The sequence below is a fragment of the Variovorax sp. GrIS 2.14 genome (assembly GCF_046115955.1).
In the GTDB taxonomy this organism is placed as follows: domain Bacteria; phylum Pseudomonadota; class Gammaproteobacteria; order Burkholderiales; family Burkholderiaceae_C; genus Variovorax.
Genome location: NZ_JBJXIA010000003.1, coordinates 363,725 through 388,742, shown reverse-complemented (window position 1 = coordinate 388,742; position 25,018 = coordinate 363,725). Strand labels below are relative to the sequence as shown.

The 25,018-nt window shown below is 61.7% G+C and carries 25 protein-coding genes and 1 tRNA gene; 18 read left to right on the top strand and 8 right to left on the bottom strand.

The window, feature by feature from the left end; all coding sequences use genetic code 11:
• Nucleotides 1-49 precede the first annotated feature (49 nt).
• Nucleotides 50-2,476 carry a DUF3772 domain-containing protein gene (locus RCH10_RS07875; RefSeq protein WP_409051940.1) on the top strand — a complete coding sequence of 809 codons (2,427 nt, stop codon included), beginning with the start codon at nucleotides 50-52 and terminating at the stop codon, nucleotides 2,474-2,476.
• Nucleotides 2,477-2,490: 14 nt separating this feature from the next.
• On the opposite strand, the gene RCH10_RS07870 is transcribed toward RCH10_RS07875, so the two are convergent.
• Nucleotides 2,491-2,769 (bottom strand): hypothetical protein, encoded by a 279-nt coding sequence (locus tag RCH10_RS07870; protein ID WP_409051939.1) that lies wholly within the window; start codon nucleotides 2,767-2,769, stop codon nucleotides 2,491-2,493.
• Between the two features lie 106 nt (nucleotides 2,770-2,875).
• On the opposite strand from RCH10_RS07870, the gene hemA reads away from it, so the two are divergent.
• The 5 genes from hemA (at nucleotide 2,876) to RCH10_RS07845 (ending at nucleotide 7,042) form a co-directional block, all read left to right on the top strand.
• Nucleotides 2,876-4,150, top strand: a complete 1,275-nt coding sequence (gene hemA, locus RCH10_RS07865) for a glutamyl-tRNA reductase (RefSeq protein WP_187054591.1) — start codon at nucleotides 2,876-2,878, stop codon at nucleotides 4,148-4,150.
• Between the two features lie 115 nt (nucleotides 4,151-4,265).
• Nucleotides 4,266-5,354, top strand: a complete 1,089-nt coding sequence (gene prfA / locus RCH10_RS07860) for a peptide chain release factor 1 (RefSeq protein WP_409051938.1) — start codon at nucleotides 4,266-4,268, stop codon at nucleotides 5,352-5,354.
• Nucleotides 5,351-6,178, top strand: coding sequence for a peptide chain release factor N(5)-glutamine methyltransferase (prmC, locus tag RCH10_RS07855; protein WP_409051937.1), 828 nt, complete (start codon nucleotides 5,351-5,353; stop codon nucleotides 6,176-6,178). Before prfA ends, prmC begins: the two co-directional genes overlap by 4 nt.
• A 34-nt stretch (nucleotides 6,179-6,212) precedes the next feature.
• Nucleotides 6,213-6,539 carry a Grx4 family monothiol glutaredoxin gene (grxD, locus tag RCH10_RS07850; RefSeq protein WP_187054588.1) on the top strand — a complete coding sequence of 109 codons (327 nt, stop codon included), beginning with the start codon at nucleotides 6,213-6,215 and terminating at the stop codon, nucleotides 6,537-6,539.
• Complete coding sequence (locus RCH10_RS07845; RefSeq protein WP_409051936.1) at nucleotides 6,536-7,042, top strand: cupin domain-containing protein; 507 nt, start codon at nucleotides 6,536-6,538, stop codon at nucleotides 7,040-7,042. The genes grxD and RCH10_RS07845 overlap by 4 nt, the downstream gene beginning before the upstream one ends.
• 33 nt (nucleotides 7,043-7,075) lie before the next feature.
• Here the strand turns inward: RCH10_RS07845 and RCH10_RS07840 are convergent, their stop codons facing one another.
• Nucleotides 7,076-7,309: a hypothetical protein gene (locus tag RCH10_RS07840; RefSeq protein WP_409051935.1), complete on the bottom strand. Its 234-nt coding sequence runs from the start codon at nucleotides 7,307-7,309 to the stop codon at nucleotides 7,076-7,078.
• A 79-nt stretch (nucleotides 7,310-7,388) separates the two neighbouring features.
• On the opposite strand from RCH10_RS07840, the gene RCH10_RS07835 reads away from it, so the two are divergent.
• A complete protein-coding gene (locus RCH10_RS07835) occupies nucleotides 7,389-8,678 on the top strand; it encodes a hemolysin family protein (RefSeq protein WP_409051934.1) in 1,290 nt (429 codons plus the stop codon).
• A 27-nt stretch (nucleotides 8,679-8,705) separates the two neighbouring features.
• Here the strand turns inward: RCH10_RS07835 and RCH10_RS07830 are convergent, their stop codons facing one another.
• Both RCH10_RS07830 and RCH10_RS07825 read right to left on the bottom strand, forming a co-directional pair.
• Nucleotides 8,706-9,422 carry a lytic transglycosylase domain-containing protein gene (locus RCH10_RS07830; protein WP_187054584.1) on the bottom strand — a complete coding sequence of 239 codons (717 nt, stop codon included), beginning with the start codon at nucleotides 9,420-9,422 and terminating at the stop codon, nucleotides 8,706-8,708.
• The gene (locus RCH10_RS07825; protein ID WP_409051933.1) at nucleotides 9,419-11,164 is read right to left on the bottom strand and encodes a proline--tRNA ligase; all 1,746 of its coding nucleotides are present in this window, start codon (nucleotides 11,162-11,164) and stop codon (nucleotides 9,419-9,421) included. Before RCH10_RS07825 ends, RCH10_RS07830 begins: the two co-directional genes overlap by 4 nt.
• A 124-nt stretch (nucleotides 11,165-11,288) precedes the next feature.
• Here RCH10_RS07825 and RCH10_RS07820 point away from each other — a divergent pair, with 124 nt between their 5' ends.
• Together RCH10_RS07820 and RCH10_RS07815 are read left to right on the top strand one after the other, a co-directional pair.
• Nucleotides 11,289-11,957: an RNA pyrophosphohydrolase gene (locus RCH10_RS07820; RefSeq protein WP_187054901.1), complete on the top strand. Its 669-nt coding sequence runs from the start codon at nucleotides 11,289-11,291 to the stop codon at nucleotides 11,955-11,957.
• Nucleotides 11,899-12,528 carry a CNP1-like family protein gene (locus tag RCH10_RS07815; RefSeq protein WP_409051932.1) on the top strand — a complete coding sequence of 210 codons (630 nt, stop codon included), beginning with the start codon at nucleotides 11,899-11,901 and terminating at the stop codon, nucleotides 12,526-12,528. The genes RCH10_RS07820 and RCH10_RS07815 overlap by 59 nt, the downstream gene beginning before the upstream one ends.
• On the opposite strand, the gene proB is transcribed toward RCH10_RS07815, so the two are convergent.
• The 4 genes from proB to rplU all read right to left on the bottom strand — a co-directional run bounded on the left by proB (nucleotide 12,529) and on the right by rplU (nucleotide 15,439).
• Nucleotides 12,529-13,704: a glutamate 5-kinase gene (gene proB / locus RCH10_RS07810; RefSeq protein WP_409051995.1), complete on the bottom strand. Its 1,176-nt coding sequence runs from the start codon at nucleotides 13,702-13,704 to the stop codon at nucleotides 12,529-12,531.
• Between the two features lie 5 nt (nucleotides 13,705-13,709).
• A complete protein-coding gene (gene cgtA, locus RCH10_RS07805) occupies nucleotides 13,710-14,777 on the bottom strand; it encodes an Obg family GTPase CgtA (RefSeq protein WP_187054581.1) in 1,068 nt (355 codons plus the stop codon).
• Between the two features lie 68 nt (nucleotides 14,778-14,845).
• Nucleotides 14,846-15,115, bottom strand: coding sequence for a 50S ribosomal protein L27 (rpmA, locus tag RCH10_RS07800; protein WP_187054580.1), 270 nt, complete (start codon nucleotides 15,113-15,115; stop codon nucleotides 14,846-14,848).
• 12 nt (nucleotides 15,116-15,127) lie between these two features.
• Complete coding sequence (gene rplU / locus RCH10_RS07795; RefSeq protein ID WP_187054579.1) at nucleotides 15,128-15,439, bottom strand: 50S ribosomal protein L21; 312 nt, start codon at nucleotides 15,437-15,439, stop codon at nucleotides 15,128-15,130.
• 186 nt (nucleotides 15,440-15,625) lie between these two features.
• Here rplU and RCH10_RS07790 point away from each other — a divergent pair, with 186 nt between their 5' ends.
• From RCH10_RS07790 to RCH10_RS07750, 9 genes are all read left to right on the top strand, one after another.
• Nucleotides 15,626-16,624, top strand: a complete 999-nt coding sequence (locus tag RCH10_RS07790; protein WP_409051931.1) for a polyprenyl synthetase family protein — start codon at nucleotides 15,626-15,628, stop codon at nucleotides 16,622-16,624.
• A gap of 47 nt (nucleotides 16,625-16,671) precedes the next feature.
• A tRNA-Pro gene (locus tag RCH10_RS07785) sits at nucleotides 16,672-16,748 on the top strand.
• Between the two features lie 119 nt (nucleotides 16,749-16,867).
• Nucleotides 16,868-18,601, top strand: coding sequence for a type IV-A pilus assembly ATPase PilB (pilB, locus tag RCH10_RS07780; protein ID WP_409051930.1), 1,734 nt, complete (start codon nucleotides 16,868-16,870; stop codon nucleotides 18,599-18,601).
• A gap of 21 nt (nucleotides 18,602-18,622) precedes the next feature.
• Nucleotides 18,623-19,843: a type II secretion system F family protein gene (locus RCH10_RS07775; RefSeq protein WP_187054576.1), complete on the top strand. Its 1,221-nt coding sequence runs from the start codon at nucleotides 18,623-18,625 to the stop codon at nucleotides 19,841-19,843.
• Nucleotides 19,843-20,802: a prepilin peptidase gene (locus RCH10_RS07770; RefSeq protein ID WP_409051929.1), complete on the top strand. Its 960-nt coding sequence runs from the start codon at nucleotides 19,843-19,845 to the stop codon at nucleotides 20,800-20,802. The genes RCH10_RS07775 and RCH10_RS07770 overlap by 1 nt, the downstream gene beginning before the upstream one ends.
• Before the next feature lie 19 nt (nucleotides 20,803-20,821).
• Nucleotides 20,822-21,424 carry a dephospho-CoA kinase gene (coaE, locus tag RCH10_RS07765; protein ID WP_409051928.1) on the top strand — a complete coding sequence of 201 codons (603 nt, stop codon included), beginning with the start codon at nucleotides 20,822-20,824 and terminating at the stop codon, nucleotides 21,422-21,424.
• A gap of 80 nt (nucleotides 21,425-21,504) precedes the next feature.
• Nucleotides 21,505-22,998: an MBOAT family O-acyltransferase gene (locus tag RCH10_RS07760; protein WP_409051927.1), complete on the top strand. Its 1,494-nt coding sequence runs from the start codon at nucleotides 21,505-21,507 to the stop codon at nucleotides 22,996-22,998.
• A gap of 2 nt (nucleotides 22,999-23,000) precedes the next feature.
• Entirely contained in the window at nucleotides 23,001-24,011 is a 1,011-nt protein-coding gene (locus tag RCH10_RS07755; protein WP_409051926.1) for a hypothetical protein, read from the top strand.
• A gap of 41 nt (nucleotides 24,012-24,052) precedes the next feature.
• Nucleotides 24,053-25,018, top strand: a complete 966-nt coding sequence (locus RCH10_RS07750) for a hypothetical protein (protein WP_409051925.1) — start codon at nucleotides 24,053-24,055, stop codon at nucleotides 25,016-25,018.

Here is a 25,018-nt window from a genome sequence, read left to right as displayed (position 1 = left end):
GAGCGAGCCCGTCGGTCTGGCCGGCAGGGCTCGCTGTGTAATAGGCTCAATGATCAGCAACAAGACCTGGATCTCTCGCCTGTCGGCGCTTCTGTTCGCTGTGGTGCTGTGCGCCGCAGCGCACGCGCAGGACAACAGCGCTCCCGCAGCGGCCGCCGACCCCCAACCGAGCGTGGCCGAACTGCGAGCGCAGCTCAACGCGCTGCCCGCCACGCTGGACAACGCGAAGGAGGTGCGGGCGCGGCTGGCGGAGATCAACGACATCGGCCAGCAAGGCGAGGCTTTCGTGGCGTCGCACGCCGGCCAGCTTGCCGATATCAATGCCCGGCTGGGCGAGCTTGGCAACGCGCCGGCTGCGGGCGCGACCGAAGACCCCGACATCACGCGCCAACGTGCTGCGCTCACCAAGGAGCGCAACGGGCTCGACGCCGATATCCGGCTTGCGCGGCTGCTTATCATCGACTCACAGCAGCGCGGCAGCGACTTGCTGGCGCAGCGTCGTTCGCTGTTCGAGGCGCAGCTCACCGAGCGCGCCGCCTCGCCGCTCGGAAGCGATTTCTGGAACGACCTGCACGATGCGTGGCCCGACGACACGGCGCGCGTCGGCCAGCTGATCGGCAACATCAAACGTGGTGTCGCGCTGGCGATCCAGCCACCGCACCGCGCCGCAGTACTCGCGGTGCTGTTGGCCGCACTGCTGATCGCGACGCTCGGCAACTGGGTGGCGGAGAAGGGCCTTGCGCGCCTGGCGGCGCGCGTGCTTCCGGTGGGCCGATTGCGCCGTTCGCTCCTGGTGATCGCCATCGTGACGACCAACGTGCTGTTGGTCGCGATCGCCGCGCACTGGTCGTTCTACATGCTCGACAAGCGTGAGTCGTGGCCGCCGCAGTCTCGGGCCGCGGCGCTAAGCGTGGTGCAGTCGCTGATCTTCATCGCGTTCGTGATCAGCCTCGGGCGAGCGCTCTTGTCGGCTGGTCGACCGTCGTGGCGCTTGCCGCCGATGTCGGAAGCGGCCGCCGCGCGTCTCGCGCCGCTTCCCTGGTTCGTCGCGGTGGTGGCGGCGCTGGTGTGGGCGCCGGCGCGCATCAACGCACTGGTCGACGCCAGCTTTGCCGCCGTGGTTGCCACCCACGTGCTCACCGCGCTAGGGCTCACCGCGTTGACCGCCATCGTGCTGCATCGCGTCAAGCCACTGAGCGCCGAGGCCGACCCAGACACCGGCAAGCCTGCCGAACGTCCGATGTGGGTCGGTTTGCTGCTCGCCGCCATCGCGGTGTTGACGGTCGCGATATGGGTGCTGGTCGCGCTTGGGTATGTGGCGCTGGCGAGCTTTCTGGCAACGCAGCTGACATGGGCCGGCATCGTGGCGATGGCCTTCTACGTGCTGTTCAAGTTCGTCGACGACCTGTTCATGGCGGTCGTCGCATCGAAGAGCAGCTTCGGTCAGCGGCTGCAGAAGGCCTTCGACCTGCAGCCGCAAACGCTCGACCAAGCCGCGGTCGTGCTTTCCGGGCTGGGCCGCGTCGCCCTCTTCTTCTACATGCTGGTGTCGCTCATCACCCCACTGGGCACGAGCCCCGCCGAGGTGTTTCAGCGCAGCGGCACTTATGGCAACGGACTGAAGGTCGGCGAGTTCCAGCTGGTGCCGGGCGCCATCGTGAGCGCGATCACCGCGTTGCTCATCGGCTTTGTCTTGCTGCGCGTGTTCAAGCGCTGGCTCGAAAACAGCTATCTGCCGGAGACCAGCCTCGAAGTCGGCATGCGCAGTTCGCTCACGACACTGCTTGGCTACGTCGGGACGATCGTGGTGGTCGCGTTTGCCTTGTCTGCGCTCGGCATCGGTGTGAATCGCATCGCCTGGGTCGCGAGCGCGCTGTCGGTCGGCATCGGCTTTGGGCTGCAGGCCATCGTGCAGAACTTTATTTCCGGCCTGATCCTGCTGGCGGAGCGGCCGGTCAAAGTAGGTGATTGGGTGGTGCTGGGCACGGCCGAAGGAGATGTGAAGCGGATCAACGTGCGTGCCACCGAAATCCAGTTGGGCGACCGGTCGACCTTGATCGTGCCCAACTCGGAGTTCATCACCAAGACCGTCCGCAACATGACGCTGGCGAACGCCGAGGGCCGTGTATTGATTCGTTTGCCGATGCCGTTGACCACCGATGCGCACCGGGCGCGCGATGTGATGCTGTCGGCCTGCAGTGAGCATCCGGGCGTGCTGCCGACCCCGGAACCATCGCTCATGCTGGATGGCATCGAAGGCGGGTTCCTGATCTTCCAGCTGATCGCCTATGTGCAGAACCCGAGGTTGGCGGGTGGTGTGCGGAGCGACCTGCTCTTCAAGATCCTCGACGAGCTGAACAAGGCGCAATTGCCGCTGGCGGCCTATGCCGCTGCGCCGATGCCAGTCGCGCCGCCAGCCTCTGCATCGCAACCTGCCGAAGTTCCAGGCCCGGACCCGGGACCGCGCCCCGCGTGACCAGCTGGTTCCGTCTATCGCCGTTCACCGCCGGCCAGCAGCCATTGACCGGTACCGCAGACGATCACCAAGGCGCCATAGGTCCACATCATGCCGTCATGGCCGTAGATGACCAGACCGGTCACCATCACCGCAATACCCGCCAGGAAATTGATGCCTGTCTGCGTCCAGAACCCTGGCGCTCCTGCTCGTCGCCTCATCAAAAAGCGGGTTGCCAACGCCAGCACCAGCGCGATGAAAAAGGCCGGCGCTACGAAGTTGAGCAGGGAGTCGAGCAGTTGAAATGGAGACACGGCGGAGATCAAAAAAAAGCGGGGCGGCGTAGGCTAAACCGCCGATAGTCTCGGCCACATGGAGACCGCCCGCCCTGGGGCGCTATAAATTTTATAATTGTCAGCTATGTCAGTCTGGGCTCTCGGCTTGAACCACACGACCGCGCCGCTCGACCTGCGCGGTCGTTTCGCGTTCGCGATCGACCAGTTGGCCCCGACGTTGCAGAGCCTGCGCAGCTCTTTCCCTGCTGGTCGCCATCCCCAAATCGAAGCCGCGATCCTTTCGACCTGCAATCGCACCGAGATTTATTGCGCCGCAGCAGACGACATCGCGCTCGACCACACGATGGGCTGGTTGGCCCAAAGCGGCGGCGTTGCCCCTGCCCTGCTTCGCTCGCATGCCTACACCCTACACAACGACGATGTTGCGCGTCACGCCTTCCGCGTCGCCAGCGGGCTCGATTCGATGGTGCTTGGCGAGGCGCAGATCCTCGGCCAGATGAAAGATGCGGTGCGCGCCGCCGAAACGGCCGGTGCGCTGGGCAGCACGCTCAATCAGTTGTTTCAGCGCTCGTTCGCGGTCGCGAAAGAAGTGCGCACTGCCACCGAGATCGGTGCGCATTCGATCAGCATGGCGGCGGCTGCGGTGCGCCTCGCCGGCCAACTGTTCGAAGACCTGAAACAGACTCGGATACTGTTCGTCGGCGCCGGCGAAATGATCGATCTGGCGGTGACGCACTTCGCGGCGAAGGAGCCCAAGTCGATCACCATCGCCAATCGCACTCAGGCGCGCGGCGAAGTGCTGGCCGCGCGCTTCGGCGCCGAATCCATGCGCCTGGCCGATTTGCCGGGTCGACTCGCAGAGTTCGACATCGTGGTGAGTTGCACTGCGAGCACGTTGCCACTGATCGGCCTCGGCGCGGTCGAGCGGGCGCTCAAGGCACGCAAGCACCGGCCGATGTTCATGGTAGATCTGGCCGTACCACGCGACATCGAGCCCGAAGTGAAGGCGCTCGAAGACGTGTACCTCTACACAGTGGACGATCTGGCGCAGGTGGTGCAGCAGGGCCAAGCCAACCGCCAGGCTGCGGTGGCGCAAGCCGAAGTCATCATCGACGCCGGCGTCCAGAGCTTCATGCAGTGGCTGGACCAGCGCGGCACGGTGCCACTCATTCAACAGCTCAACGCACAGAGCGATGAATGGCGTGCGACGGAGATGGCCCGTGCCCGCAAGATGCTGGCCAAGGGCGAGCCGGTGGAGGCGGTACTCGAAGCCATGGCGCGCGGGCTGACGCAGAAGATGTTGCATGGCGCAATGACCGAGCTTCACGCCGGCGACGTCGCAGCGCGCGAGCAAACTGCGCAGACCATCTCGCGCCTGTTCCTGCGCAAAGAGCGTTAGCGACGCTGGTCGGTGGGCCCATAGCCCGTTCAGCGGTGTGCGCATTTGTCGAGTGCAGCCGCTTCAGTCGCCGATGGCGGCGTCCCCTTTTCCTATTGCCTTTGGTCTTTCCACCTTGAAATCATTCCTGCGCCATCAACTCGAGCGTTATGCGTTACGCCTGGAGGAGCTCGACTTTCTGCTGTCGCGCGAAGACATCATGAGCGACATGGCGCAGTACCGCACCATCTCGCGCGAGCATGCCGAGGTCACGCAAATCGCCGGCCGCTATGCGCGCTATGTGGGGCGGGAGTCCGACATAGCCGGCGCACGCGGGATGCTCGCGGACCCGGAAATGGTCGACATGGCGCGCGACGAAATCGCAGGCGCCGAAGCCGATTTGGCTCAGCTCGAAGAAGAGCTGCAGCGCCTCCTGCTGCCCAAGGACCCGGACGACTCGCGCAACGCGTTCCTCGAAATCCGCGCCGGCACCGGTGGCGACGAATCGGCACTCTTCGCGGCCGACCTGCTTCGCATGTACACGCGCTACGCCGAGCGCGTGGGCTGGCGCTGCGAGATCGTCAGCGAAAGCCAGAGCGAACTGGGTGGCTACAAGGAGGTCGTGGTCCGCGTGATCGGCACCGATGTGTTTGGCCAGCTGCGCTTCGAGTCGGGCGGCCACCGGGTGCAGCGGGTGCCGACGACCGAGACGCAAGGCCGCATCCACACCAGCGCCTGCACGGTCGCGGTGTTGGCCGAGCCGGACGAACAGGAGGCTATCAAGATCAACCCGGCCGACCTGCGCATCGACACCTACCGTGCCAGCGGCGCGGGCGGCCAGCACATCAACAAGACCGATTCGGCGGTGCGCATCACGCACCTTCCGACAGGCATCGTCGCCGAGTGCCAGGACGGCCGCAGCCAGCACGGCAACAAGGCCCAGGCCATGAAGGTGCTGACCGCCCGCATCCATGAAAAGGATCGCAGCGAGCGCGCGGCCAAGGACGCGGCCGAGCGCAAGGGCCTGATCGGCACCGGCGACCGCAGCGATCGCATTCGCACTTACAACTTTCCGCAGGGGCGACTCACCGACCACCGCATCAACCTGACGCTTTACAAGCTGCTGGCGATCATGGAAGGCGACCTGGGCGACGTGCTGGCCGCGTTGCAAGCCGCACGCGAAGCCGAGCAATTGTCCGAACTCGAATCGAGCCTGCCGGCATGACGATCGCGCAGGCATTGGCTGCGGCGCTGGCACTCGGCATCGACCGGCTCGATGCGCAACTGCTCTTGCTCCATGCGATCGGGCGCCCGCTACACGACCGGGCCTGGTTACGGGCGCACGACACCGACGAATTTTCCAAATCGAGGTGGCCGGCCTTCGCGCGGCAGTTAGACCGACGTGCGACCGGCGAGCCTCTGGCCTATCTCGTCGGCGAGAAGGAATTCCACGGGCTTACCTTGAAGATCGATGCCCGCGTATTGGTTCCGCGGCCCGACACTGAAACGCTGGTCGATTGGGCGCTGGAGCGGCTCGACGCGTTGGCGTCACCCACCGTGCTCGACCTCGGCACCGGCAGCGGTGCTATCGCCCTGGCGCTGGTTCACGCACGGCCCGATGCGTTGGTGCGTGCGATCGATGCCAGCGCCGATGCATTGGCAGTGGCCGCAGCGAATGCCACGCGGCTGCGCTTGGCGGTGCAATTCACTCAGGCCGACTGGCTGGACGGCGCCGCGGTCAGTTACGACGTCATCGTCTCGAACCCGCCCTACATCGCGGCCGATGACCGCCACCTTGCCGCTCTGCGGCATGAGCCCATTACCGCCCTGGCCGCCGGCGCGGACGGCCTCGACGATTTGCGGCGCATCGTGCGCGACGCGCCGCCGCACCTGTCCGAAGGTGGATGGCTGCTGCTCGAACACGGCCACGATCAAGCCGACGCCGTACGGGCCTTGCTGGCCGAGCGCGGCTTTGCCGAAGTGCAAAGCCGGAATGACCTCGCCGGCATCGCGCGTTGCTCCGGCGGGATTTGGCGCACGGTGAAATAATCCCTTCAACTCGTATTCCATAAAGGAGCTTCCCATGTCCGACGCCCAGCAACGCATCGACGACCTCGTCAAGACCAACGAAATCGTGCTCTTCATGAAGGGCAACGCCAGCTTTCCGATGTGCGGCTTTTCCGGCCGAGCCATCCAGATCCTGAAGGCCGTGGGCGTCGACACCAAGTCGCTCAAGACCGTCAACGTGCTCGACGACCCGGAAGTCCGTCAGGGCATCAAGGAATACAGCAACTGGCCGACCATTCCGCAGCTCTACATCAAGGGCGAATTCGTGGGCGGCTCCGACATCCTGATGGAGATGTACGAGTCGGGTGAGCTGCAACAGGCGTTGAACGGCAGCGCGGCTTGAGTCACGAACACGAAGGCGACGGCCGCGTGCATCCGCACGGCGAGCCGGCCTGGAAGCACGATGGCGTACGCGTCGTCAAGGCAGGTCAGCTCGACGTGAACACGGCGCAAACGCCGGGCATGAACCGCGCGGCTGCCATCAACTTTGCCCGCGTCGGCGCGCAGAAGCTGTGGGCCGGCACGGTAACGATCCATGCGGACGCCAAGACCGGTGCGCATCACCACGGGCACCTCGAGTCTGTGATCTACGTGATCCGAGGCAAGGCCCGCATGCGGTGGGGCGATTACCTCGAGTTCACCGCCGAAGCCGGCCCAGGCGATTTCATCTACGTGCCGCCCTACGTGCCGCACCAGGAAATCAATGCGAGCGCGACAGAAGCACTCGAATGCGTGCTGTGCCGAAGCGACGGCGAGGCGGTGGCCGTCAACCTCGACATCGCACCGGTGGAAAAGCCGGAGTCTGTTCTCTGGATCGATCCGACGCACCCGCAAGGCGCGGTGTAAGCAACTCGGCAGAGCCCCGGGGTTTGGCTCATTTCAGGTGTGGAATGCCGGCTTGAAGGCGACATTGGTGCGGGGATGGTCAACGAGCCGAACGCATTGCAGCTCCTTCCTGTCCCGAGCGAGCGCATTGTTTGCTTCCGTCCAGAAGTCCAGCTTTTCTGTTTTCCCGACGTAGATGGCATTGCCGCGCGAATCGTAAAAAAAACTACGCGGGTGCCGCAGATAGTCGGCACGGCTTCCCCGTGCAGCCACTGGCAAGAGCCACATCGGCTTCGCGCAGTAGGTCGAGACCCAGCCCCGGGCACTGCCGTTTCGATGGCACCATGGCAGGCTCCATAGACTTGCCATGACCCTGACCCAAAGCCTGCTCGCCATCGTCGTTCTGATCGCGACGAGCGCGTTCTTTTCTCTTGCTGAAATCACGCTTGCTGCATCGCGCCGCCTGCGGCTGCGCCAGATGGCCGACGAAGGCGATGCCAGGGCGGAGCAAGTGCTGAAAGTGCAGGAGCAGCCGGGCCACTATTTCACCGTGGTCCAGATCGGTCTTAACGCGGTCGCCATTTTGGGCGGCGTGGTGGGCGAAGGCGCGCTCAGCCCGTTCTTCGAACGTTTGCTCGGCATCTGGTTCGGGCCCGATGCAGCGAAGACCGGCGCATTTCTGGCCTCGTTCGTGACGATCATCGCGGTGTTCCTGGTGTTTGCCGATCTCTTCCCCAAGCGGCTCGGCATGAGCGACCCGGAACACCTCGCGGTGCGCATGGTCGGTCCGATGAACGTGCTGATCACGACCTTCAAGCCACTCGTCTGGTTCTTCACGCGCAGCACGGATGTGCTCTTCAAACTGCTCGGCATTCCGCTGCAGCGCATCGACAAGATCACGTCGGCCGATATCCTCGCGATGACCGAAGCGGGGGCGCGGGCCGGCGTGCTGGCGGTGCGGGAGCAACAGGTGATCGCCAACGTCTTCGAGCTCGACACGCGACTGGTTCACAGCGTGATGACTTCGCGCGACCGCATTACGTGGTTTCAAAAGGACGACCCTGAATCGGTGCTGCGTGCGCGCATCGTGGCCGAACCCTTCTCCGCGTATCCGGTGTGCGACGGCGATATCGATCACGTGCTCGGCTATGTCGATGCCAAGGACATGTTCCAGCGTGTGCTGAGCGGCCAGCCGCTGGCGCTCGACCAGGGCGTGCCGCTGCACAAGGCGCTGGTTATCCCAGATCGCTTGTCGCTGACCGAAGTGCTCGAACAGTTCCAGCAGGCGCACGAAGACTTCGCGATCATCGTCAATGAATACAGCCTGGTGGTCGGCGTCATCACGCTCAACGACGTGATGAGCACGGTGATGGGCGACCTCGTCGGTGCGCAAGACGAGGAGCAGCAGATCGTCAAGCGCGACGACACCTCTTGGTTGATCGACGGCGTGACGCCGGTGCAGGATGTGATGCGTGCGCTCCACATCGATACGCTGCCGCACGCCGACGAATACGAAACGCTGGCGGGCTTTCTGATGGTGATGCTACGCCGCGTGCCCAAGCGCACCGATTGCGTGAACTGGGGCGGCTACGCGTTCGAAGTGGTCGACGTCGACAACCACCGCGTGGACCAAGTGCTGGTCAGCAAGAAAGTCTGATCCAGGAACGCAGGACGACTGGGACGACTATCCGCGCGGCGGCTCGACGGGCGGGATCTTGTCGGGTGTACGGTCGGCGAAGAGCCACGGGCGCTGATTGGCAAACACCGCATCCGGGTACGGCGAGCGACCACGGCTGCCGTTGTAGCGGCCCAGCGTCATGAACAAATCGCCGTTCTCGCGCTGGAGATAGTGGCGCAGGATGACGCAGCCGAAGCGCAGGTTGGTCTGCATGTGGAACAGCTTGGCCGGATCGCTGTCGCCGATCACGCGAGTCCAGAACGGCATGACCTGCATGTAGCCGCGAGCGCCCGCACTCGAGACTGCAAACTTGCGGAAGTTGCTCTCGACCTGGACGAGCCCGAGCACCAGGCTGACGTCGAGCCCGGACCGCTTCGACTCGTACCAAATCGTTTGCAAAAGCTCTTTGCGGGTCGGCCAGTCCGGCACTTTCTTCAGTAGGCGTTCGCTCATGGCCCCTAGCCATCGAAGGTAGCGCAGGCGCGATTCGGTGTCGCTGAATTCCGGGATCGGCGGTGCCTTGTTGTGAATGGCCGACGACAAGGCCGTTCGAACGGAGTCGATCAGCGGCTCTTCGATTTGTGCGCCTGCGTGGGCCGACTCGTGAATCGACATCGCCAAGGGTGCCAGCGACGCGCCGAGCACCAGACGCCGCCGCGACAAAGCCGCCGGGCCTGGAACAGTGCGCGCCGCCAACGGCGCGGGCAGCGCGCGGCCGCTCATCCCGCCAGTCGCGCTTTCAGGAACGCAGCGGCCTCGCCGGCTGGCACCTTCGTCGCCGCTGTGTCCCGGCGATGCTGATACTCGAACTGGCCTTCCTTGATGCCGCGGTCTGAGATGACGATACGGTGCGGTACACCTATCAGTTCCCAGTCCGCGAACATTGCGCCGGGGCGCTCACCGCGGTCGTCGATCAGCACATCGACACCGGCTGCCAGCAGCGTTTCGTAGAGCGACTCGGCTGTCGCTTTGACGTGGGCGCTGCGGTCCATGCCGATCGGGCACACCACGACGGTGAAGGGCGCGATCGCGTCGGGCCAGATGATGCCGCGCTCGTCGTGGTTCTGCTCGATGGCGGCGGCAGGCAGGCGCGTGATGCCGATGCCGTAGCAGCCCATTTCGAGAAATTGCGGCTTTCCGCCCTCGTCGAGAAAGGTGGCGTTCATCGCCTTGCTGTATTTGGTGCCGAGCACGAAGACGTGCCCGACCTCGATGCCACGCTCGATCGCCAGCACGCCCTTGCCGTCCGGCGACGGATCGCCAGCGACGACGTTGCGGATGTCCGCCACCACGTCGGGCTCAGGCAGGTCGCGGCCCCAATTCACGCCGCTCATATGGAAGTCGACTTGGTTGGCGCCGGTGATCCAGTCGGTCATGACAGCCACTTCGCGATCGGCCACGATGGAGAGCGGCTTCTTGAGATTCAGCGGACCGAGGTAGCCGGGCTTGCAGCCGAAGTGATCGTCGATTTCGGAGATCGTGGCAAAGCGGAAGCCCTGGTCGAGCCCGGCGATTTTGCCGACCTTGATCTCGTTCATGTCGTGATCGCCGCGCAGCAGCAACAGCCAGACTTTCGCGCCCTTGATATCGCCCGTAGCGTCGACGATGTCGGTGGCAAGAACCAGCGTCTTGACAGTGCTGGACAGCGGCACGCCCAACAGCTCCGCCACGTCGGCGCAGGTGCTCTTACCGGGCGTCGGTGTCTTGGCGAGCGCATTGAAAGCGTCTGGCCGAGTGCCGGCTGGCGCCAGCGCCTCGGCCTTTTCCATGTTGGCGGCATAGTCGCTGTCAGCGCAATACACGATGGCGTCTTCGCCGGTGGCGGCGATGACCTGAAACTCTTCGCTCAGGTCGCCGCCGATGGCGCCGCTGTCGGCAGCGACAGCGCGATAGCGCAGTCCGAAGCGATCGAAGATGAGGCGGTAGGCATCGGACATGGCCTTGTAGCTGAGCTTGGCAGCGTCAAGGTCGCGATCGAAGCTGTACGCATCTTTCATCGTGAACTCGCGTCCGCGCATGAGGCCAAAGCGCGGGCGTCGTTCATCCCGAAACTTGGTCTGAATTTGATAGAAATTCTTCGGCAGCTGCTTGTAGCTGCGGATCTCCTGCCGCGCGATGTCGGTCACCACTTCTTCGCTGGTCGGCTGGACGACGTAGTCGCGGTCATGCCGATCCTTGATGCGAAGCAACTCGGGGCCCATCTTCTCGAAACGGCCGCTCTCTTGCCAGAACTCTGCCGGCTGAACCACCGGCATCGCGAGCTCGACGGCGCCGGCTCGGTTCATCTCTTCGCGCACGATCGCCTCGATTTTGCGGATCACGCGCAGGCCCATCGGCATGTACGTGTAGATGCCGATGCCGAGCTTTTTGATCATGCCGGCGCGCATCATCAGGCGATGACTCGCGACCTCTGCGTCTGCCGGAGCTTCTTTCAAGGTGGAGACAAAAAAACGGGATGCTTTCATCTTGCGCGCGCCAGGACGATCTAAAGGGAAGAAGAAGGCCGGTAAAGCCCTCGAAACCGGTCGCTTGCCGTGCGTAACACGGCGTGCATAATCGACTCAGTTCATAGAAATTTGGGGTTTGATTATGCTCGACCGGGACGGCTTCAGGCCCAACGTCGGCATCATCCTGCTCAACCAGAGAAACCAGGTTTTTTGGGGCAAGCGCATACGCACTCACTCCTGGCAGTTTCCGCAGGGTGGCATCGATCGAGGCGAGAGTCCGGAGCAAGCGATGTTCCGGGAACTGCATGAAGAAGTAGGGCTCCAGCCGGAGCATGTGCGAATCGTTGCCCGTACCCGCGACTGGTTGCGCTACGAGGTGCCGGACCGGTTTATTCGCCGGGACGCACGAGGTCACTACAAGGGCCAGAAACAGATCTGGTATTTATTGCAGCTCACCGGTCATGACTGGGACCTGAATCTGCGCGCGACCGATCATCCGGAATTCGACGCCTGGCGCTGGCACGACTACTGGGTGCCGCTTGACGTGGTGGTCGAATTCAAGCGCGGCGTCTATGAAATGGCGCTCACCGAACTTTCACGCTACCTGCCTAGACAGGATTTTCGTAACCGTTTCCTGCGCAGCAATGTGCGCGCCCGAGAATTCGAGCGCCACCCTTCTGCTGCAGGCTATGAATCCAACTTCGAGCTTCCACCGGGTGCCAGCTTCGATCCTGACCCCAGTGCTCCTGCCAATGCCAACCTTGCGAACGATGTTCCCTATCCTCCCGATCCGCTTCACGCGCCGCGCTAAACGCGCTCTCACGTTTGCTTGCTTGTGCACACTTGTCTCGGTCGCTGGTGTGGGTTGCGCAAGCTCTGGGCGCGATACGAGCAATCCTGACTGGGCTCAAGCCGGCTCGCCACCACTACCAACCCGCACCAGCATGGACGTCGAGTGGAAAGAGACTGAAGTTCCAGCGCCGCCCAAGTTCGATGCGAACAAGCTTCTGTCGATCGAAATGCCTTCGTATATGACTTCGAAGTTTGGCGTCGATCCGGCCACCATCGCGATCACCGGCGACGGCATCGTTCGCTATGTGGTCGTAGCTTCAAATTCAACTGGTGGCGGTATCAACGCCTTCTATGAAGGCGTGCGCTGTTCGAGCGAAGAGACGAAGAGCTATGCGCGCTATGGAAGCGATGGCTGGCGTGCCACCACCAACCCGGAGTGGAAGAGCTTTCGCGATTTGCGGTCCAGTTATGCGAAGGAATTGGCGAATCAGGGGTTGTGTAGAGGTCACGCGCCACGCGCCTCGGTCGCCGAGATCGTTCGCTATATCAAGCAGCCGATGCGCGAACCGGAAATCCCCGGCATGCAGTGATCAGCGTCCGCCGAACGCCCCGTTGGATTGGCCGGTCGTCGTAGCCGACGCCGACGGCATAAGCACCATGTTGTCGCGGTGGACCATTTCCGGCTCGGCGACGTAGCCGAGCAAGCGCTCGAATTCGGCCGAAGGCTTGCGGCAGAGCAGCCGCGCCTCGCTGCTCGAATAGTTGGAAAGACCACGCGCCAGCTCGACGCCGGCCTCGTCACGCACAGCGATCACATCGCCCCGCGAGAAGTCGCCCTCTACCGCAGTCATGCCGATCGGTAGCAAGCTCTTGCCTTCGCCTCGCACCTTGGCAGCGGCGCCGGCATCGACCCGCACCGCGCCGCGCATCTGCAAGTGATCGGCCATCCAGCGCTTGCGGGCCTGATGCTTCGCAGTTTGTGCGATCAACAACGTGCCGATCGACTCTCCGCGAGTGAGGCGCAGCAGGGCGTCGGGTTCACGTCCCCAAGCAATGACGGTAGAGGCACCCGACCCGGCCGCACGCTTGGCCGCCAGAATCTTCGTGATCATGCCGCCTCGGCCCAAGCTCGAACCGGCGCCGCCCGCCATGGCCTCAAGTGATGCATCGCCCGCAGCTGCTTCGTGGACGAATTGAGCTTCAGCATCCTTCCGCGGATCGGCCGTGAAAAGCCCGCGTTGATCGGTGAGGATGACCAATGCATCGGCTTCAACGAGGTTGGCGACCAGTGCACCCAGCGTGTCGTTGTCGCCGAACTTGATCTCGTCGTTGACGACCGTATCGTTTTCGTTGATGACCGGAACCACGCCGAGGCGCAGCAGCGTAACGAGTGTCGACCGGGCGTTCAGATAGCGTTCGCGATCGGCCAAATCAGCGTGCGTCAACAGCACTTGCGCGCTGCCGATGCCATTCTCGCGCAGCTTGGTTTCGTAGATCTGCGCCAAGCCCATTTGGCCCACGGCCGCGGCCGCTTGCAGCTCGTTGATCTCGTGCGGCCGCACCCGCCAGCCCAGCCGCTTCATGCCCTCGGCGATGGCGCCGCTCGACACCATGACCACTTCGCGCCCTTCGCGCACCAGCGTCGCGAGTTGCCGGCACCATTCACCAATCGCGTGTTCGTCGAGGCCGCGCCCTTCGTTCGTTACAAGGCTCGAGCCCACTTTGACGACAATACGCCGCGCGTCGCGCAAGACGGTGGATGCCACCATCTTCAAGGCGCCGGTTCGGCGAAGCGCGGATCGACTTCGGCCGGGGGCTGTTCGGCGAGCTGCTGCGCTTTCACGTGACGGTAGACGGCCTGCACCAGCAGTTCGCACCCTTCCCGCGTGAGCGCAGATATCTCGAATACCGGGCCTTTGAAGCGCAGCCGTTTGACGAGATCTTTGACGCGGGCGGCACGCTCTTCGTCGGGCACCATGTCGAGCTTGTTCAGCACCAGCCAGCGAGGCTTCTCGTACAGCGCTGCGTCGTATTTCTTCAGCTCGCCGACGATCGCTCTCGCCTGAACTACCGGGTCGACACCCTCGTCGAAAGGAGCGATATCGATGACGTGCAGCAGCAACCGCGTGCGCTGGAGATGGCGCAAAAACAAATGGCCGAGTCCGGCGCCTTCTGCCGCACCTTCGATCAGACCAGGCAGATCAGCGACCACGAAGCTCTGCTCGGGGCCTACGCGCACCACGCCGAGGTTCGGGTGAAGCGTGGTGAACGGATAGTCTGCGATACGCGGCCGCGCGTTTGAAATGGCAGTAATCAGTGTCGACTTGCCCGCGTTAGGCATGCCAAGCAACCCGACGTCAGCCAACACCTTGAGCTCGAGCTTGAGGCTGCGTTTATCGCCTGGCCATCCTGGCGTTTTTTGACGAGGAGCTCGATTGATTGCGCTCTTGAAGCGCATGTTGCCGAAACCCCCGTCGCCACCTTTGGCAATGGTGATGACTTCGCCCGGTGCCAGCAGTTCGAACAAGACTTCGCCGGTTTCTGCGTCGGTGATGATCGTGCCGACCGGCATCTTCAACGTGACGTCGTCACCTGCGGCGCCGAACATATCGGAACCCATTCCATGCTGACCGCGCTTGGCGTCATGCCGGCGCGAGAAACGAAAATCCACCAACGTATTGAGGTTGGAGTCGGCCACGGCGAAGACGTGGCCGCCTCGGCCACCGTCGCCGCCATTCGGACCACCAAATTCTTTGTACTTTTCATGCCGGAACGACACGCAGCCGTCGCCGCCATCGCCAGCAGCGATGTCGATAAAAGCTTCGTCGACGAACTTCATGGAATATCCAGTTTACAAATGAAGAAGCCCCGACAAGCGGGGCTCCTTGGAGCGGATCGAGCGATCGATCAGGCTTGGGTAGCCGCCGGCATCACGTTGACGGTGTGCTTATTCAGCGAACCCTTGATGGCGAACGAAACATGTCCGCTCACCAGAGCGAACAGCGTGTGGTCCTTGCCGATGCCGACATTCACGCCGGGGTGGAATCGGGTACCACGTTGGCGCACGATGATCGCGCCTGCGCTGATCATCTCGCCGCCAAACGCCTTGACGCCGAGCATCTTGGGCTTTGAGTCGCGCCCGTTTCGCGTTGAGCCGCCGCCTTTTTTCTGTGCCATGGTGTCGGTTCCTTAGCCGGCGATCGCGCCGATTTGCAGTTCGGTGAACTGCTGGCGATGGCCTTGACGTTTCTGATAGTGCTTCCGACGGCGCATCTTGAAGATGTGCACTTTGTCGTGCTTGCCGTGCGACAGTACTGTGACTGTCACGGTTGCGCCGGACACCAGGGGCGTGCCAACTTTGATTTCACTGCCGTCTCCGACAGCCAAAACCTGGTCGATCACGATTTCCTGGCCTACGTCCGCAGCAATCTGTTCTACTTTAATTTTTTCGCCGGAAGCAACACGATACTGCTTGCCCCCGGTTTTTATGACCGCGTACATGAATGACCTCTTGAATAGGAAGCTCCACGGACGAATTCCGTAGAGCCCGAGATTATAGCACGGTTTGCGGTTGCTAACATGATTGGGTGCGTGGGCAAATGACATGAGCGCGCTGCTCCCTATAATCAGTGCCCCGCGGCTTCGGCCTGTTTCGACGCCCATTTATATCGCTCCGGCGCCCTTGCTTTGCCAGTTCCTGCCGCTGACGCATCAGCCTCTTCCACAGCCGCCGTTCTCGGCTTGATTGCTAATGACATGGAGGCAGTCGACCGCGTGATTGCTGCGCGACTGGACACGGGCGTTCCTCTGGTCAGTCAGGTTTCGCAATACATCATCGCTGCCGGCGGAAAGCGCCTCCGCCCTGCGCTGCTGCTGCTGATGACCGGTGCGCTGGGCTACACCGGCGACCAGCGATATAACCTGGCTGCAGTGGTCGAGTTCATTCATACCGCAACGTTGCTGCACGACGACGTTGTCGACGAGTCGACCCTGCGACGCGGTCGCCCCACTGCCAATGAGTCTTTCGGCAACCCCGCCAGTGTTCTGGTCGGTGATTTTCTCTACTCGCGAGCATTTCAAATGATGCTGGATGCAAACAACATGCGCGTCATGCAAATCCTGGCAGAAGCGACGAACGTGATCGCTGAAGGCGAGGTGTTGCAGCTGATGAACATGCACGACGCATCGCTCAATGAGGTCGCTTATCTAAGGGTGATCCGCTCCAAGACGGCAAAGCTGTTTGAGGCCAGCACCCGGCTCGCTGCGGTTTTGGCTGGAGCTGGCGCAGACGTGGAAGAGTCATGCGCAACCTACGGTCAGGCACTCGGCACTGCATTTCAGGTTATCGACGATGTGCTCGACTATGCCGGAGATGCCAGCGAAACCGGTAAAAACCTGGGTGACGATCTACGCGAAGGCAAGACGACCTTGCCGTTGATTCTTGCGATGCAGCGAGCGCAGCCGGACGAGAGCGCCCTGGTAAGAGCAGCGATCGAAGCAGGCGATACAAGCCAACTGCCGCTTATTGTCGAGATCGTGCGCCAGACCGGCGCACTCGACGCCACGCGAGCCGCGGCTGCGACTGAAGCGCAACGCGCTATCGACGCTCTTCGGGACTTTCCAGCCAATTCGCACACGAACGGTTTGCTACAATTGGCAGCTCAGTTACTCGAGCGGCGCGCTTAGGAATTCGCAAAGCGCGAGCCCTGAAACGCCGCCGTGTTGTAACAAATCGGGGTGTAGCTTAGCCTGGTAGAGCGCTACGTTCGGGACGTAGAGGCCGGAGGTTCGAATCCTCTCACCCCGACCAGCCTTTGTGTGGCTGTAATGCCAAAAGCTGTGCGATATGGCACGGCAATTGCGGTTTACAGTATTAAGGCGATCAGCGATGATCGTGAAGCACTTTTTCACGCTTTTTACACTCGCTGCATGGCCGCTGCCGAACCTCTCGTCAAAGAAAACCTGCCAGTTGCGCTGCCCGGTCTAGCGCGCGCGCTGATCTCCGCCGGCAAATTGCCTGCCAAGACAGCTGAAGATATCTATCAGAAGTCGCAGTCGAGTCGCACCAGCTTCATTGCCGAATTGACCGGTACCGGCGCGGTTTCGGCCGCCGACCTTGCCCATACGCTCTCCAGCGCGTTCGGCGCCCCGCTGCTAGACCTCGATGCAATCGACCCACAGCGTCTGCCCAAAGACCTGCTCGATACCAAGCTGTGTCAGGCGTACCGCATCGTCGTTCTCAGCAAGCGAAACAACCGACTGATCGTCGCTACCGCCGACCCGTCAGACCAGCAAGCCGCCGAGAAGATCAAGTTTGCGTCGCAAATGGGCGTCGACTGGGTCATCGCCGAGTACGACAAGCTTTCGCGCATGGTCGAGGCCAATGCGGTCAGCGCGGCAGAAACCATCGACAACATCGTTGGCGCCGAATTCGAGTTCGACGAAGTCACGGCGGACACATCGGGTGACGCCAACGAGCAGGCCGTTGCCGAAGTCGAAGACGCGCCCGTGGTGCGCTTCCTGCACAAGATGCTGCTGGACGCCTTCAGCATGCGCGCGTCGGACATTCACTTCGAACCCTACGAACACAACTACCGCGTTCGATTTCGCGTAGACGGTGAATTGCGCGAGATTGCGAGCCCGCCAACAGTCATCAAAGACAAGCTGGCATCACGCATCAAGGTGATATCGCGGCTCGACATTTCCGAAAAGCGCGTGCCGCAAGACGGTCGCATGAAGCTCAAGATCGGCGCCGACCGTGTCATCGATTTCCGGGTCAGCACGCTGCCGACTTTGTTCGGCGAAAAGATCGTGATTCGGATTCTCGATCCGAGCAGCGCCCGGCTGGGCATCGACGCACTGGGTTACGACGCCGACGAAAAAGCGCGCTTGCTGCAGGCTATTGGTCGTCCTTACGGCATGGTCCTCGTGACGGGACCGACCGGCTCGGGAAAGACGGTGTCGCTCTATACCTGCCTGAATTTGCTGAACAAACCGGGCGTCAATATCGCGACGGCGGAAGACCCGTCTGAAATCAATTTGCCGGGCGTCAATCAGGTCAACGTCAACGAGAAGGCCGGACTGACTTTTGCGACCGCTCTCCGCGCTTTTCTGCGGCAGGATCCCGACATCATCATGGTGGGCGAAATCCGGGATCTGGAGACAGCCGACATTTCCATCAAAGCGGCACAAACGGGCCACCTGGTGCTGTCAACCCTTCATACCAACGACGCACCGACCACGTTGACCCGGATGCGCAACATGGGCATCGCGCCTTTCAATATCGCATCGAGCGTCATCCTGATCACCGCGCAGCGGCTGGCCCGACGCCTTTGTATCGTGTGCCGTACACCGGCCGAAATACCGCGTGAAGCCTTGCTTGACGCAGGCTTTACCGCGACCGACGCCGACAGCGGTTGGACGCCATACCGCCCGGTGGGCTGTTCGGCATGCAATGGCGGCTACAAAGGCCGCGTTGGCATTTACCAGGTGATGCCGATCACCGAAGAGATCCAGAAGATCATCCTGCGCGACGGCAGTGCGCTGGACATCGCTCGGCAGTCCGAGGCGGAGGGCGTCCGTTCGCTGCGTCAATCCGGCCTTCGGAAAGTCATGCAAGGGCTGACATCACTCGAAGAAGTGGTCGCGTGCACCAACCAATAAACACTGCGAACCGGAGATCACATGGCCACCGCCGCATCGACACGCACTCTTAAAGAATTCGTCTTCGAATGGGAAGGCAAGGACCGTAATGGCAAAGCCGTCCGCGGCGAGGTGCGCGCGGCGGGCGAGAACCAGGTCCAGGCCGCTTTGCGGCGGCAGGGCGTGCTCGCATCGAAGATCAAGAAGCGCCGGATGCGCTCCGGCAAGTCGATCAAGCCTAAAGACATCGCCATCTTCACGCGCCAACTCGCGACCATGATGAAAGCAGGCGTGCCGCTTTTGCAGTCGTTCGACATCGTGGGCCGAGGCAACGCAAACCCCAGCGTTTCCAAACTGCTCAACGACGTGCGCAGCGACGTGGAAACAGGCACTTCGCTCTCCTCGGCGTTCCGCAAGTTTCCGAAGTATTTCGACAACCTCTACTGCAATCTGGTCGAGGCAGGTGAAGCGGCCGGCATTTTGGAGGAGTTGCTCGACCGCCTGGCCACTTACATGGAAAAGACCGAAGCGATCAAGTCGAAGATCAAATCGGCATTGATGTATCCCGCTTCGGTCGTTGTCGTGGCTTTCGTGGTGGTTGCGATCATCATGATCTTCGTGATTCCCGCATTCAAGTCGGTGTTCAGTTCGTTTGGTGCCGATTTGCCCGCGCCCACGCTGATCGTCATGGGTATCAGCGAATTCTTCGTGGCTTACTGGTGGTTGATATTCGGGGTCATCGGTGGCGGCCTGTACTTTTTCATGCAGGCATGGAAGCGCAACGAACGCGTTCAAAAGGTGATGGACCGGGTGCTGCTGAAGTTGCCTATCTTCGGTGCGCTTATCGACAAATCCTGCGTGGCACGGTGGACTCGCACGTTGTCGACGATGTTCGCAGCCGGCGTGCCTTTGGTCGAGGCGCTCGATTCCGTGGGGGGCGCTTCGGGCAACTCGGTGTACGCCGACGCCACCGTCAAGATTCAGCAAGAGGTTTCTACCGGCACCAGCCTGACGAGCGCGATGACCAACGCGAACCTGTTCCCATCGATGGTTTTGCAGATGACGGCCATCGGCGAAGAGTCGGGCTCCATCGATCACATGCTCGGCAAGGCCGCTGACTTCTATGAGTCCGAAGTCGACGACATGGTCGCTGGCCTTTCGAGCCTGATGGAACCCATCATCATCGTGTTCCTGGGCGTTCTCATCGGCGGTATCGTGGTCTCCATGTACCTGCCCATCTTCAAGCTCGGCCAAGTCGTCTGATGTTGGTGTCGCAGGGGATCGATGCCGGGTTCGCTGGTGTGCTCGGACTCGTCATAGGCAGCTTTCTCAATGTCGTGATCTACCGGCTTCCGGTGATGATGTTGCGTGGCTGGCTCGACGAGTCCGTCGGCGGCCTGCTGCGTCCACCAGTCGGACCTTCCCTCTGGACTCAAGTCTTCGGCGCCAAGGTGCCGGTACCAGCCCGACTCGAGTCCAGTGCGGCCGAAGCTCGCGCAGCGCTCGACGCACTCCCCACGTTCGATCTGGCAAAGCCCGCATCGCGCTGCGGCGCTTGTGGTCACGCGATTCGCTGGTACGAAAACATCCCGGTGATCAGCTATCTGGCGCTCCGCGGGCGCTGCTCGCAATGCAAGACCTCGATCAGCGTTCGCTACCCGATCGTCGAAGTCGTGACCGGTGTGCTCTTTGCGTTGTGCGCCTACCGCTTCGGCATCACTTTCACTGGCGCGCTGTGGGCCACCTTCGCTGCTTTGCTGGTATGTCAATTTCTGATTGACCTCGACACCCAATTGCTGCCGGATTCGCTCAACTATGTGCTGTTGTGGCTTGGTCTGTTGGGAGCGGCGCTGGGCTTGACTGGAACCTCGTTGCCAGCCGCCGTCTGGGGTGCCGCACTGGGCTACCTGAGCCTTTGGCTGGTCTACCACGCCTATCGCCTTGCAACTGGCAAAGAAGGCATGGGCTATGGCGACTTCAAGCTGCTGGCCGCGCTAGGTGCCTGGCTAGGCTCCGACTACCTCATCGCGATCATCCTGATGTCGTCAGTTGTCGGCGCCATTCTGGGAGCGATCCTGCTTTGGGCAGGCCGGATCGCGCACAAGGACATCCCAATCTCGTTCGGCCCGTTCCTTGCCGGGGCGGGGTTGCTATGCCTCGTGATCGGTCCGGTCGAAGTTCGTCAGCACTTCCCCTTCGTGTTTCCGTTCAGATCGACCTGAGACGCAACGGAACCGACTGATGCAACGCCTCGGTCTCACCGGCGGAATCGGCAGCGGCAAGAGCACCGTGGCGGCCATGCTCGTCGCATGCGGCGCCGCGTTGGTTGACACCGATGCCATTTCGCGCGCCCTGACGCAGCCTTCCGGAGCGGCCATAGGGCCCATCAGAGAGGCATTTGGCGACGCCGTCATTGCAATGGACGGCTCACTCGACCGCGCGCAGATGCGATCGATCGTCTTCGAAAATCCAGCTCAAAAAACCAGGCTCGAAGCCATTCTTCACCCGATGATCGGCGCCGAATGCGATCGGCAGGCGGCGATAGCCCAACGCCCGTTGGTCGTGTTCGACGTACCTCTCCTGGTCGAATCGGGTCGCTGGCGTCAGAAGGTCGATCGCATACTGGTGGTCGACGCCACCGCTGAAGTCCAGGTGGCCCGCGTCATGGCCCGCTCGAACTGGACTGAAGAAATGACGTTGTCCGTACTCGCCTTGCAAGCCAGCAGAAGCTCGCGACTGAAAGCCGCGGACGCAGTCATCTTCAACGTCGGGAAGTCATTCGCACAGTTGTCCGACGAGGTGAAGGTACTGATGGGTCACTGGGCCGAGCGACCTACGCGATAATTCTCGGCCACGCTCGACGCCGAGCCACCACGAACTTATAAGACCCGCAAAGAGTCTTAAGACGTCAGTCCGATCTCTCGATGCTTTTCAATTCGTACGCGTTCATCTTTTTTTTCTTTCCGTTGGTGTTGATCGGGTTTTTTCTGATCGGTCACCGGAACGCGCGGGCAGCCGCCGGCTTTCTCGCCCTGGCGTCGCTCTTCTTCTATGGCTGGTGGAGCGTCAAGGCGCTGCCGCTGCTGCTCGCCTCGATCTGCTTCAACTACTGGATCGCGCAGCGCCTGACGCCCGAGCCCGGCCGCGTCGACGCCATCCGCAAACGCACCTTGATCGTGGCGCTCACGATCAACCTGGGTGTGCTCGCCGTCTTCAAGTACGCGAATTTCTTCATGGAGAACGTCAATGCAGGTCTGACGGCGGGCGGCGCGACCCCGCTGCCGCTGCTGCACCTCGCGTTGCCCATCGGCATCTCGTTCTATACGTTCACGCAGATCGCTTTTTTGGTCGACTGCTGGCAGGGAAAGGTGAAGGAGCGGCGGTTCATTCCGTACGTCTTGTTCGTCACGTACTTTCCGCACCTGGTGGCCGGGCCGGTGCTGCATCACGCGCAAATGATGCCGCAGTTCGCCAACCCCTCAACCTACCGCGCGGACAGCAACAAGCTAGCGCTCGGCATTGCCATCTTCACCTTCGGGCTCGCCAAGAAGTTGCTGATTGCGGACCGTCTCGGCCAATACGCCGACATGATGTTCAATGGCGTGCACACCGGCGTTCTGCCCTCGCTGTACACGTCTTGGCTGGGCGTGCTCGCCTACACACTGCAGATTTATTTCGACTTTTCCGGCTACTCCGACATGGCTGTCGGGCTGTCGCTTTGCTTGGGCGTACAGCTCCCGCTGAATTTCCGCTCGCCCTACAAATCGACCAACATCATCGAGTTCTGGCGGCGTTGGCATATCTCCTTGTCGACCTTTCTGCGGGACTACCTCTACATCCCGCTGGGTGGTAACCGCAAGGGCCCGGGGCGGCGCTACTTCAACCTTTTCATGACCATGCTGCTGGGCGGCCTCTGGCACGGCGCGGCATGGACGTTCGTGATCTGGGGTGCGCTGCACGGCGCCTTCCTTGTCATCAACCACCTCTGGACTAGCAAAGTACGTCATGGCAAACCGTCCAGCGGTCGGCTTGCAAGCGTGCTGGGCTGGTTCCTCACCTTCGTTTGCGTCATGGTGGCTTGGGTCGTTTTCCGCGCTGAAAGCATGAATGCCGCGATCGAGATCTACAAGGGAATGCTGGGTATACACGGCGCACCGGTCAGCGCCTTTGCCGAGTTCGTCGTGCCCTTCCGCAAGCCTGAGTTCTTCCAGACGCTGTTGGTCGGCATGGTGATTTGCCTGGCATTGCCACCGACTATCTCGCTCGATCGCTGGATTCCGGTTCCTGGCGCTGTCGCCCATCGCGCGGTGCTCGCGCGGATCGCGCCGGCACTGACCGCGCTGGGCACCGTCATTCTTCTGGGCCTCTGCGTGTCGCGGCTGGGCACATACAGCCCTTTCCTGTATTTCCAGTTCTAGTCATGAAGCCGGGTGTTCTGTGGCTTCGCATTTACGGCGTCGGCTTTGTCGTCTGCTTTGCGTTGCTCTGGATCACGCTGCTCACCCCGATTGCCTACGGAGACTTGACACGCGTCGGGCGCATTTCCGAAACCGAGTTTGCGGCGCGTCGACCGGGCCCCAAGTTCGATAGTGCGTATTTGGTCGACTCCCCCGTTTCCGCCGCCGACGTGCTCGTCATCGGCGACAGTTTTTCGATTCGCTTTGCCTGGCAAGCAGCACTGGTCGAAGGTGGTTACCGCGTCGTCACGACGCACTGGGACAAGACTGGTCCGCTGTGCGCCAACTTTCCCGAGTGGCTGCGTCGCTCAGGGTTCAAGGGGCGCTACGTCATCATTGAAAGCATCGAACGCCTTCTTCCTGAACGTCTCGACGAAGCTGCGGCGTGCACAACGATGTCGCTGCCGTTCCAGGCCATTCCACGCGCGACCCAACTGGCTGCGGACACCGCCATGACGCTGCCGCAGCGCCTGAACTGGGACGCCGAGTGGGCAAGCGGCTGGCTGACCTACATTCATACGCGGGCCATCAAGACGAGTCAGGCCGATCTCGTATTCGACCACCCGAGATGGGGCGACTTGATCGTGTCGCGTCCTTTGCCAAATGGTTGCAAGGAATTCAGCAATCGCCTGTGTAATAAGGGAATCTTTCTGGTTGATGACGATCGCAATGTGGTGCTAAGTCCAAGCTCTGCCGCTTTGATGGCTCGATTCGACGGGCTCGCCGGAATGCCCAAAATCATTTGGATGGTGATCCCGAACAAGACCACGGTGTACCTAAATCAAGACCACGCGTCTTCTTTTGTGCAGGCGCTTGGTGCGCTGCACCTGGGTCCCGATCTTTTCGCGCTTGCCGCCAACAGCCGGCACCATGTAATGGACCTCTACTCACCCAATGACACGCATCTTTCTCCTGCCGGCTATCAGTTGGTCGGCGCCCGTATGTTGCAAGCCCTAAAGGACTCTGAAAAATGATGCCGGCGCGTTTGTGGCTTCGCTACTTTGCCGCGGGCTTCGTGGTCATCGTCTCGATGTTGCTGGTGACGCTTTTCACTCCGGCGCCTTATGGCGACCTCACGCGAATCGGCCGTCTTTCGGATGCAGAGTTCGGGTGGCAAGCCGCACCTCCGATCGTAACGAAGGCATACATCAAAGGCGTGCCTTTGGACCAAGCTGACGTGCTGGTGGTGGGTGACAGTTTTTCAATGACGCTGCGTTGGCAATCACGGCTCGTCAAAGAGGGATACAAAGTAGCGACGATCTACTGGGGCCAGACCGGCCCGTTGTGCAAAGACTTCACACCTTGGATACGGCGCGCGGGATTCAAGGGCAAGCTCGTCGTGGTCGAGAGTGTCGAGCGCCTGCTGGGTGACCGGCTCAAGGGGGGCTCCACCTGTACGACCATGTCGAAGGAGCCCGTCGTCAAGACCGTTCCGTTTCTCGAACCACTCGAAGCCGTGCCCGGCTTTGCGCTGAACTGGAGCGCAAAGTTGACGACCGGACTCATCACGTACACCAACATGAGAAAAGTCCGCAAGCTCTCGGGCGATGCGCTCTTTGGAGACGAGACCTGGGTGCGCCCGGTTCCGGACGGTTGCAGCTACTTCAGTCACAAGCTGTGCGAGAAGGCTCTCTTCTTTGTCGAGGACACAGACAATCCACCGCTCAAACCGGAGGCGGTCGAGCAAATGAAAGCTTTTGACAAAGCTCAGTCTGACCTCAAGTTCGTCTGGATGGTCATTCCCGACAAGACGACGGTGTACGTCGACACGCAACATGCAGCCCCCTTCGTCGCGGCCTTCAAGACTGCAGACCTGGGTCCTGACCTTTTCAGTTTTGCCGCCGATGAGCGCGCCAGAGTCCGCGATTTCTATTTCCCAAATGACACGCACCTCTCGATGCATGGCCAATTGGTTGTAGGTGACCGCATGTTGCAAGCTGTCCGCCAAGTCTTGGCGCCGCCCGCGCCGCGGCTGCCGTGA

Excerpts from the sequence above, each read along its gene's own strand:
- RCH10_RS07875 (WP_409051940.1), top strand. The coding sequence starts at position 50 with ATGATCAGCAACAAGACCTGGATCTCTCGCCTGTCGGCGCTTCTGTTC.
- hemA (WP_187054591.1), top strand. The coding sequence starts at position 2,876 with ATGTCAGTCTGGGCTCTCGGCTTGAACCACACGACCGCGCCGCTCGAC.
- prmC (WP_409051937.1), top strand. The coding sequence starts at position 5,351 with ATGACGATCGCGCAGGCATTGGCTGCGGCGCTGGCACTCGGCATCGAC.
- grxD (WP_187054588.1), top strand. The coding sequence starts at position 6,213 with ATGTCCGACGCCCAGCAACGCATCGACGACCTCGTCAAGACCAACGAA.
- RCH10_RS07840 (WP_409051935.1), bottom strand. The coding sequence starts at position 7,309 with ATGTGGCTCTTGCCAGTGGCTGCACGGGGAAGCCGTGCCGACTATCTG.
- RCH10_RS07835 (WP_409051934.1), top strand. The coding sequence starts at position 7,389 with ATGACCCTGACCCAAAGCCTGCTCGCCATCGTCGTTCTGATCGCGACG.
- RCH10_RS07830 (WP_187054584.1), bottom strand. The coding sequence starts at position 9,422 with ATGAGCGGCCGCGCGCTGCCCGCGCCGTTGGCGGCGCGCACTGTTCCA.
- RCH10_RS07825 (WP_409051933.1), bottom strand. The coding sequence starts at position 11,164 with ATGAAAGCATCCCGTTTTTTTGTCTCCACCTTGAAAGAAGCTCCGGCA.
- RCH10_RS07820 (WP_187054901.1), top strand. The coding sequence starts at position 11,289 with ATGCTCGACCGGGACGGCTTCAGGCCCAACGTCGGCATCATCCTGCTC.
- RCH10_RS07815 (WP_409051932.1), top strand. The coding sequence starts at position 11,899 with ATGCCAACCTTGCGAACGATGTTCCCTATCCTCCCGATCCGCTTCACG.
- cgtA (WP_187054581.1), bottom strand. The coding sequence starts at position 14,777 with ATGAAGTTCGTCGACGAAGCTTTTATCGACATCGCTGCTGGCGATGGC.
- rpmA (WP_187054580.1), bottom strand. The coding sequence starts at position 15,115 with ATGGCACAGAAAAAAGGCGGCGGCTCAACGCGAAACGGGCGCGACTCA.
- rplU (WP_187054579.1), bottom strand. The coding sequence starts at position 15,439 with ATGTACGCGGTCATAAAAACCGGGGGCAAGCAGTATCGTGTTGCTTCC.
- pilB (WP_409051930.1), top strand. The coding sequence starts at position 16,868 with ATGGCCGCTGCCGAACCTCTCGTCAAAGAAAACCTGCCAGTTGCGCTG.
- RCH10_RS07775 (WP_187054576.1), top strand. The coding sequence starts at position 18,623 with ATGGCCACCGCCGCATCGACACGCACTCTTAAAGAATTCGTCTTCGAA.
- RCH10_RS07770 (WP_409051929.1), top strand. The coding sequence starts at position 19,843 with ATGTTGGTGTCGCAGGGGATCGATGCCGGGTTCGCTGGTGTGCTCGGA.
- coaE (WP_409051928.1), top strand. The coding sequence starts at position 20,822 with ATGCAACGCCTCGGTCTCACCGGCGGAATCGGCAGCGGCAAGAGCACC.
- RCH10_RS07760 (WP_409051927.1), top strand. The coding sequence starts at position 21,505 with ATGCTTTTCAATTCGTACGCGTTCATCTTTTTTTTCTTTCCGTTGGTG.
- RCH10_RS07755 (WP_409051926.1), top strand. The coding sequence starts at position 23,001 with ATGAAGCCGGGTGTTCTGTGGCTTCGCATTTACGGCGTCGGCTTTGTC.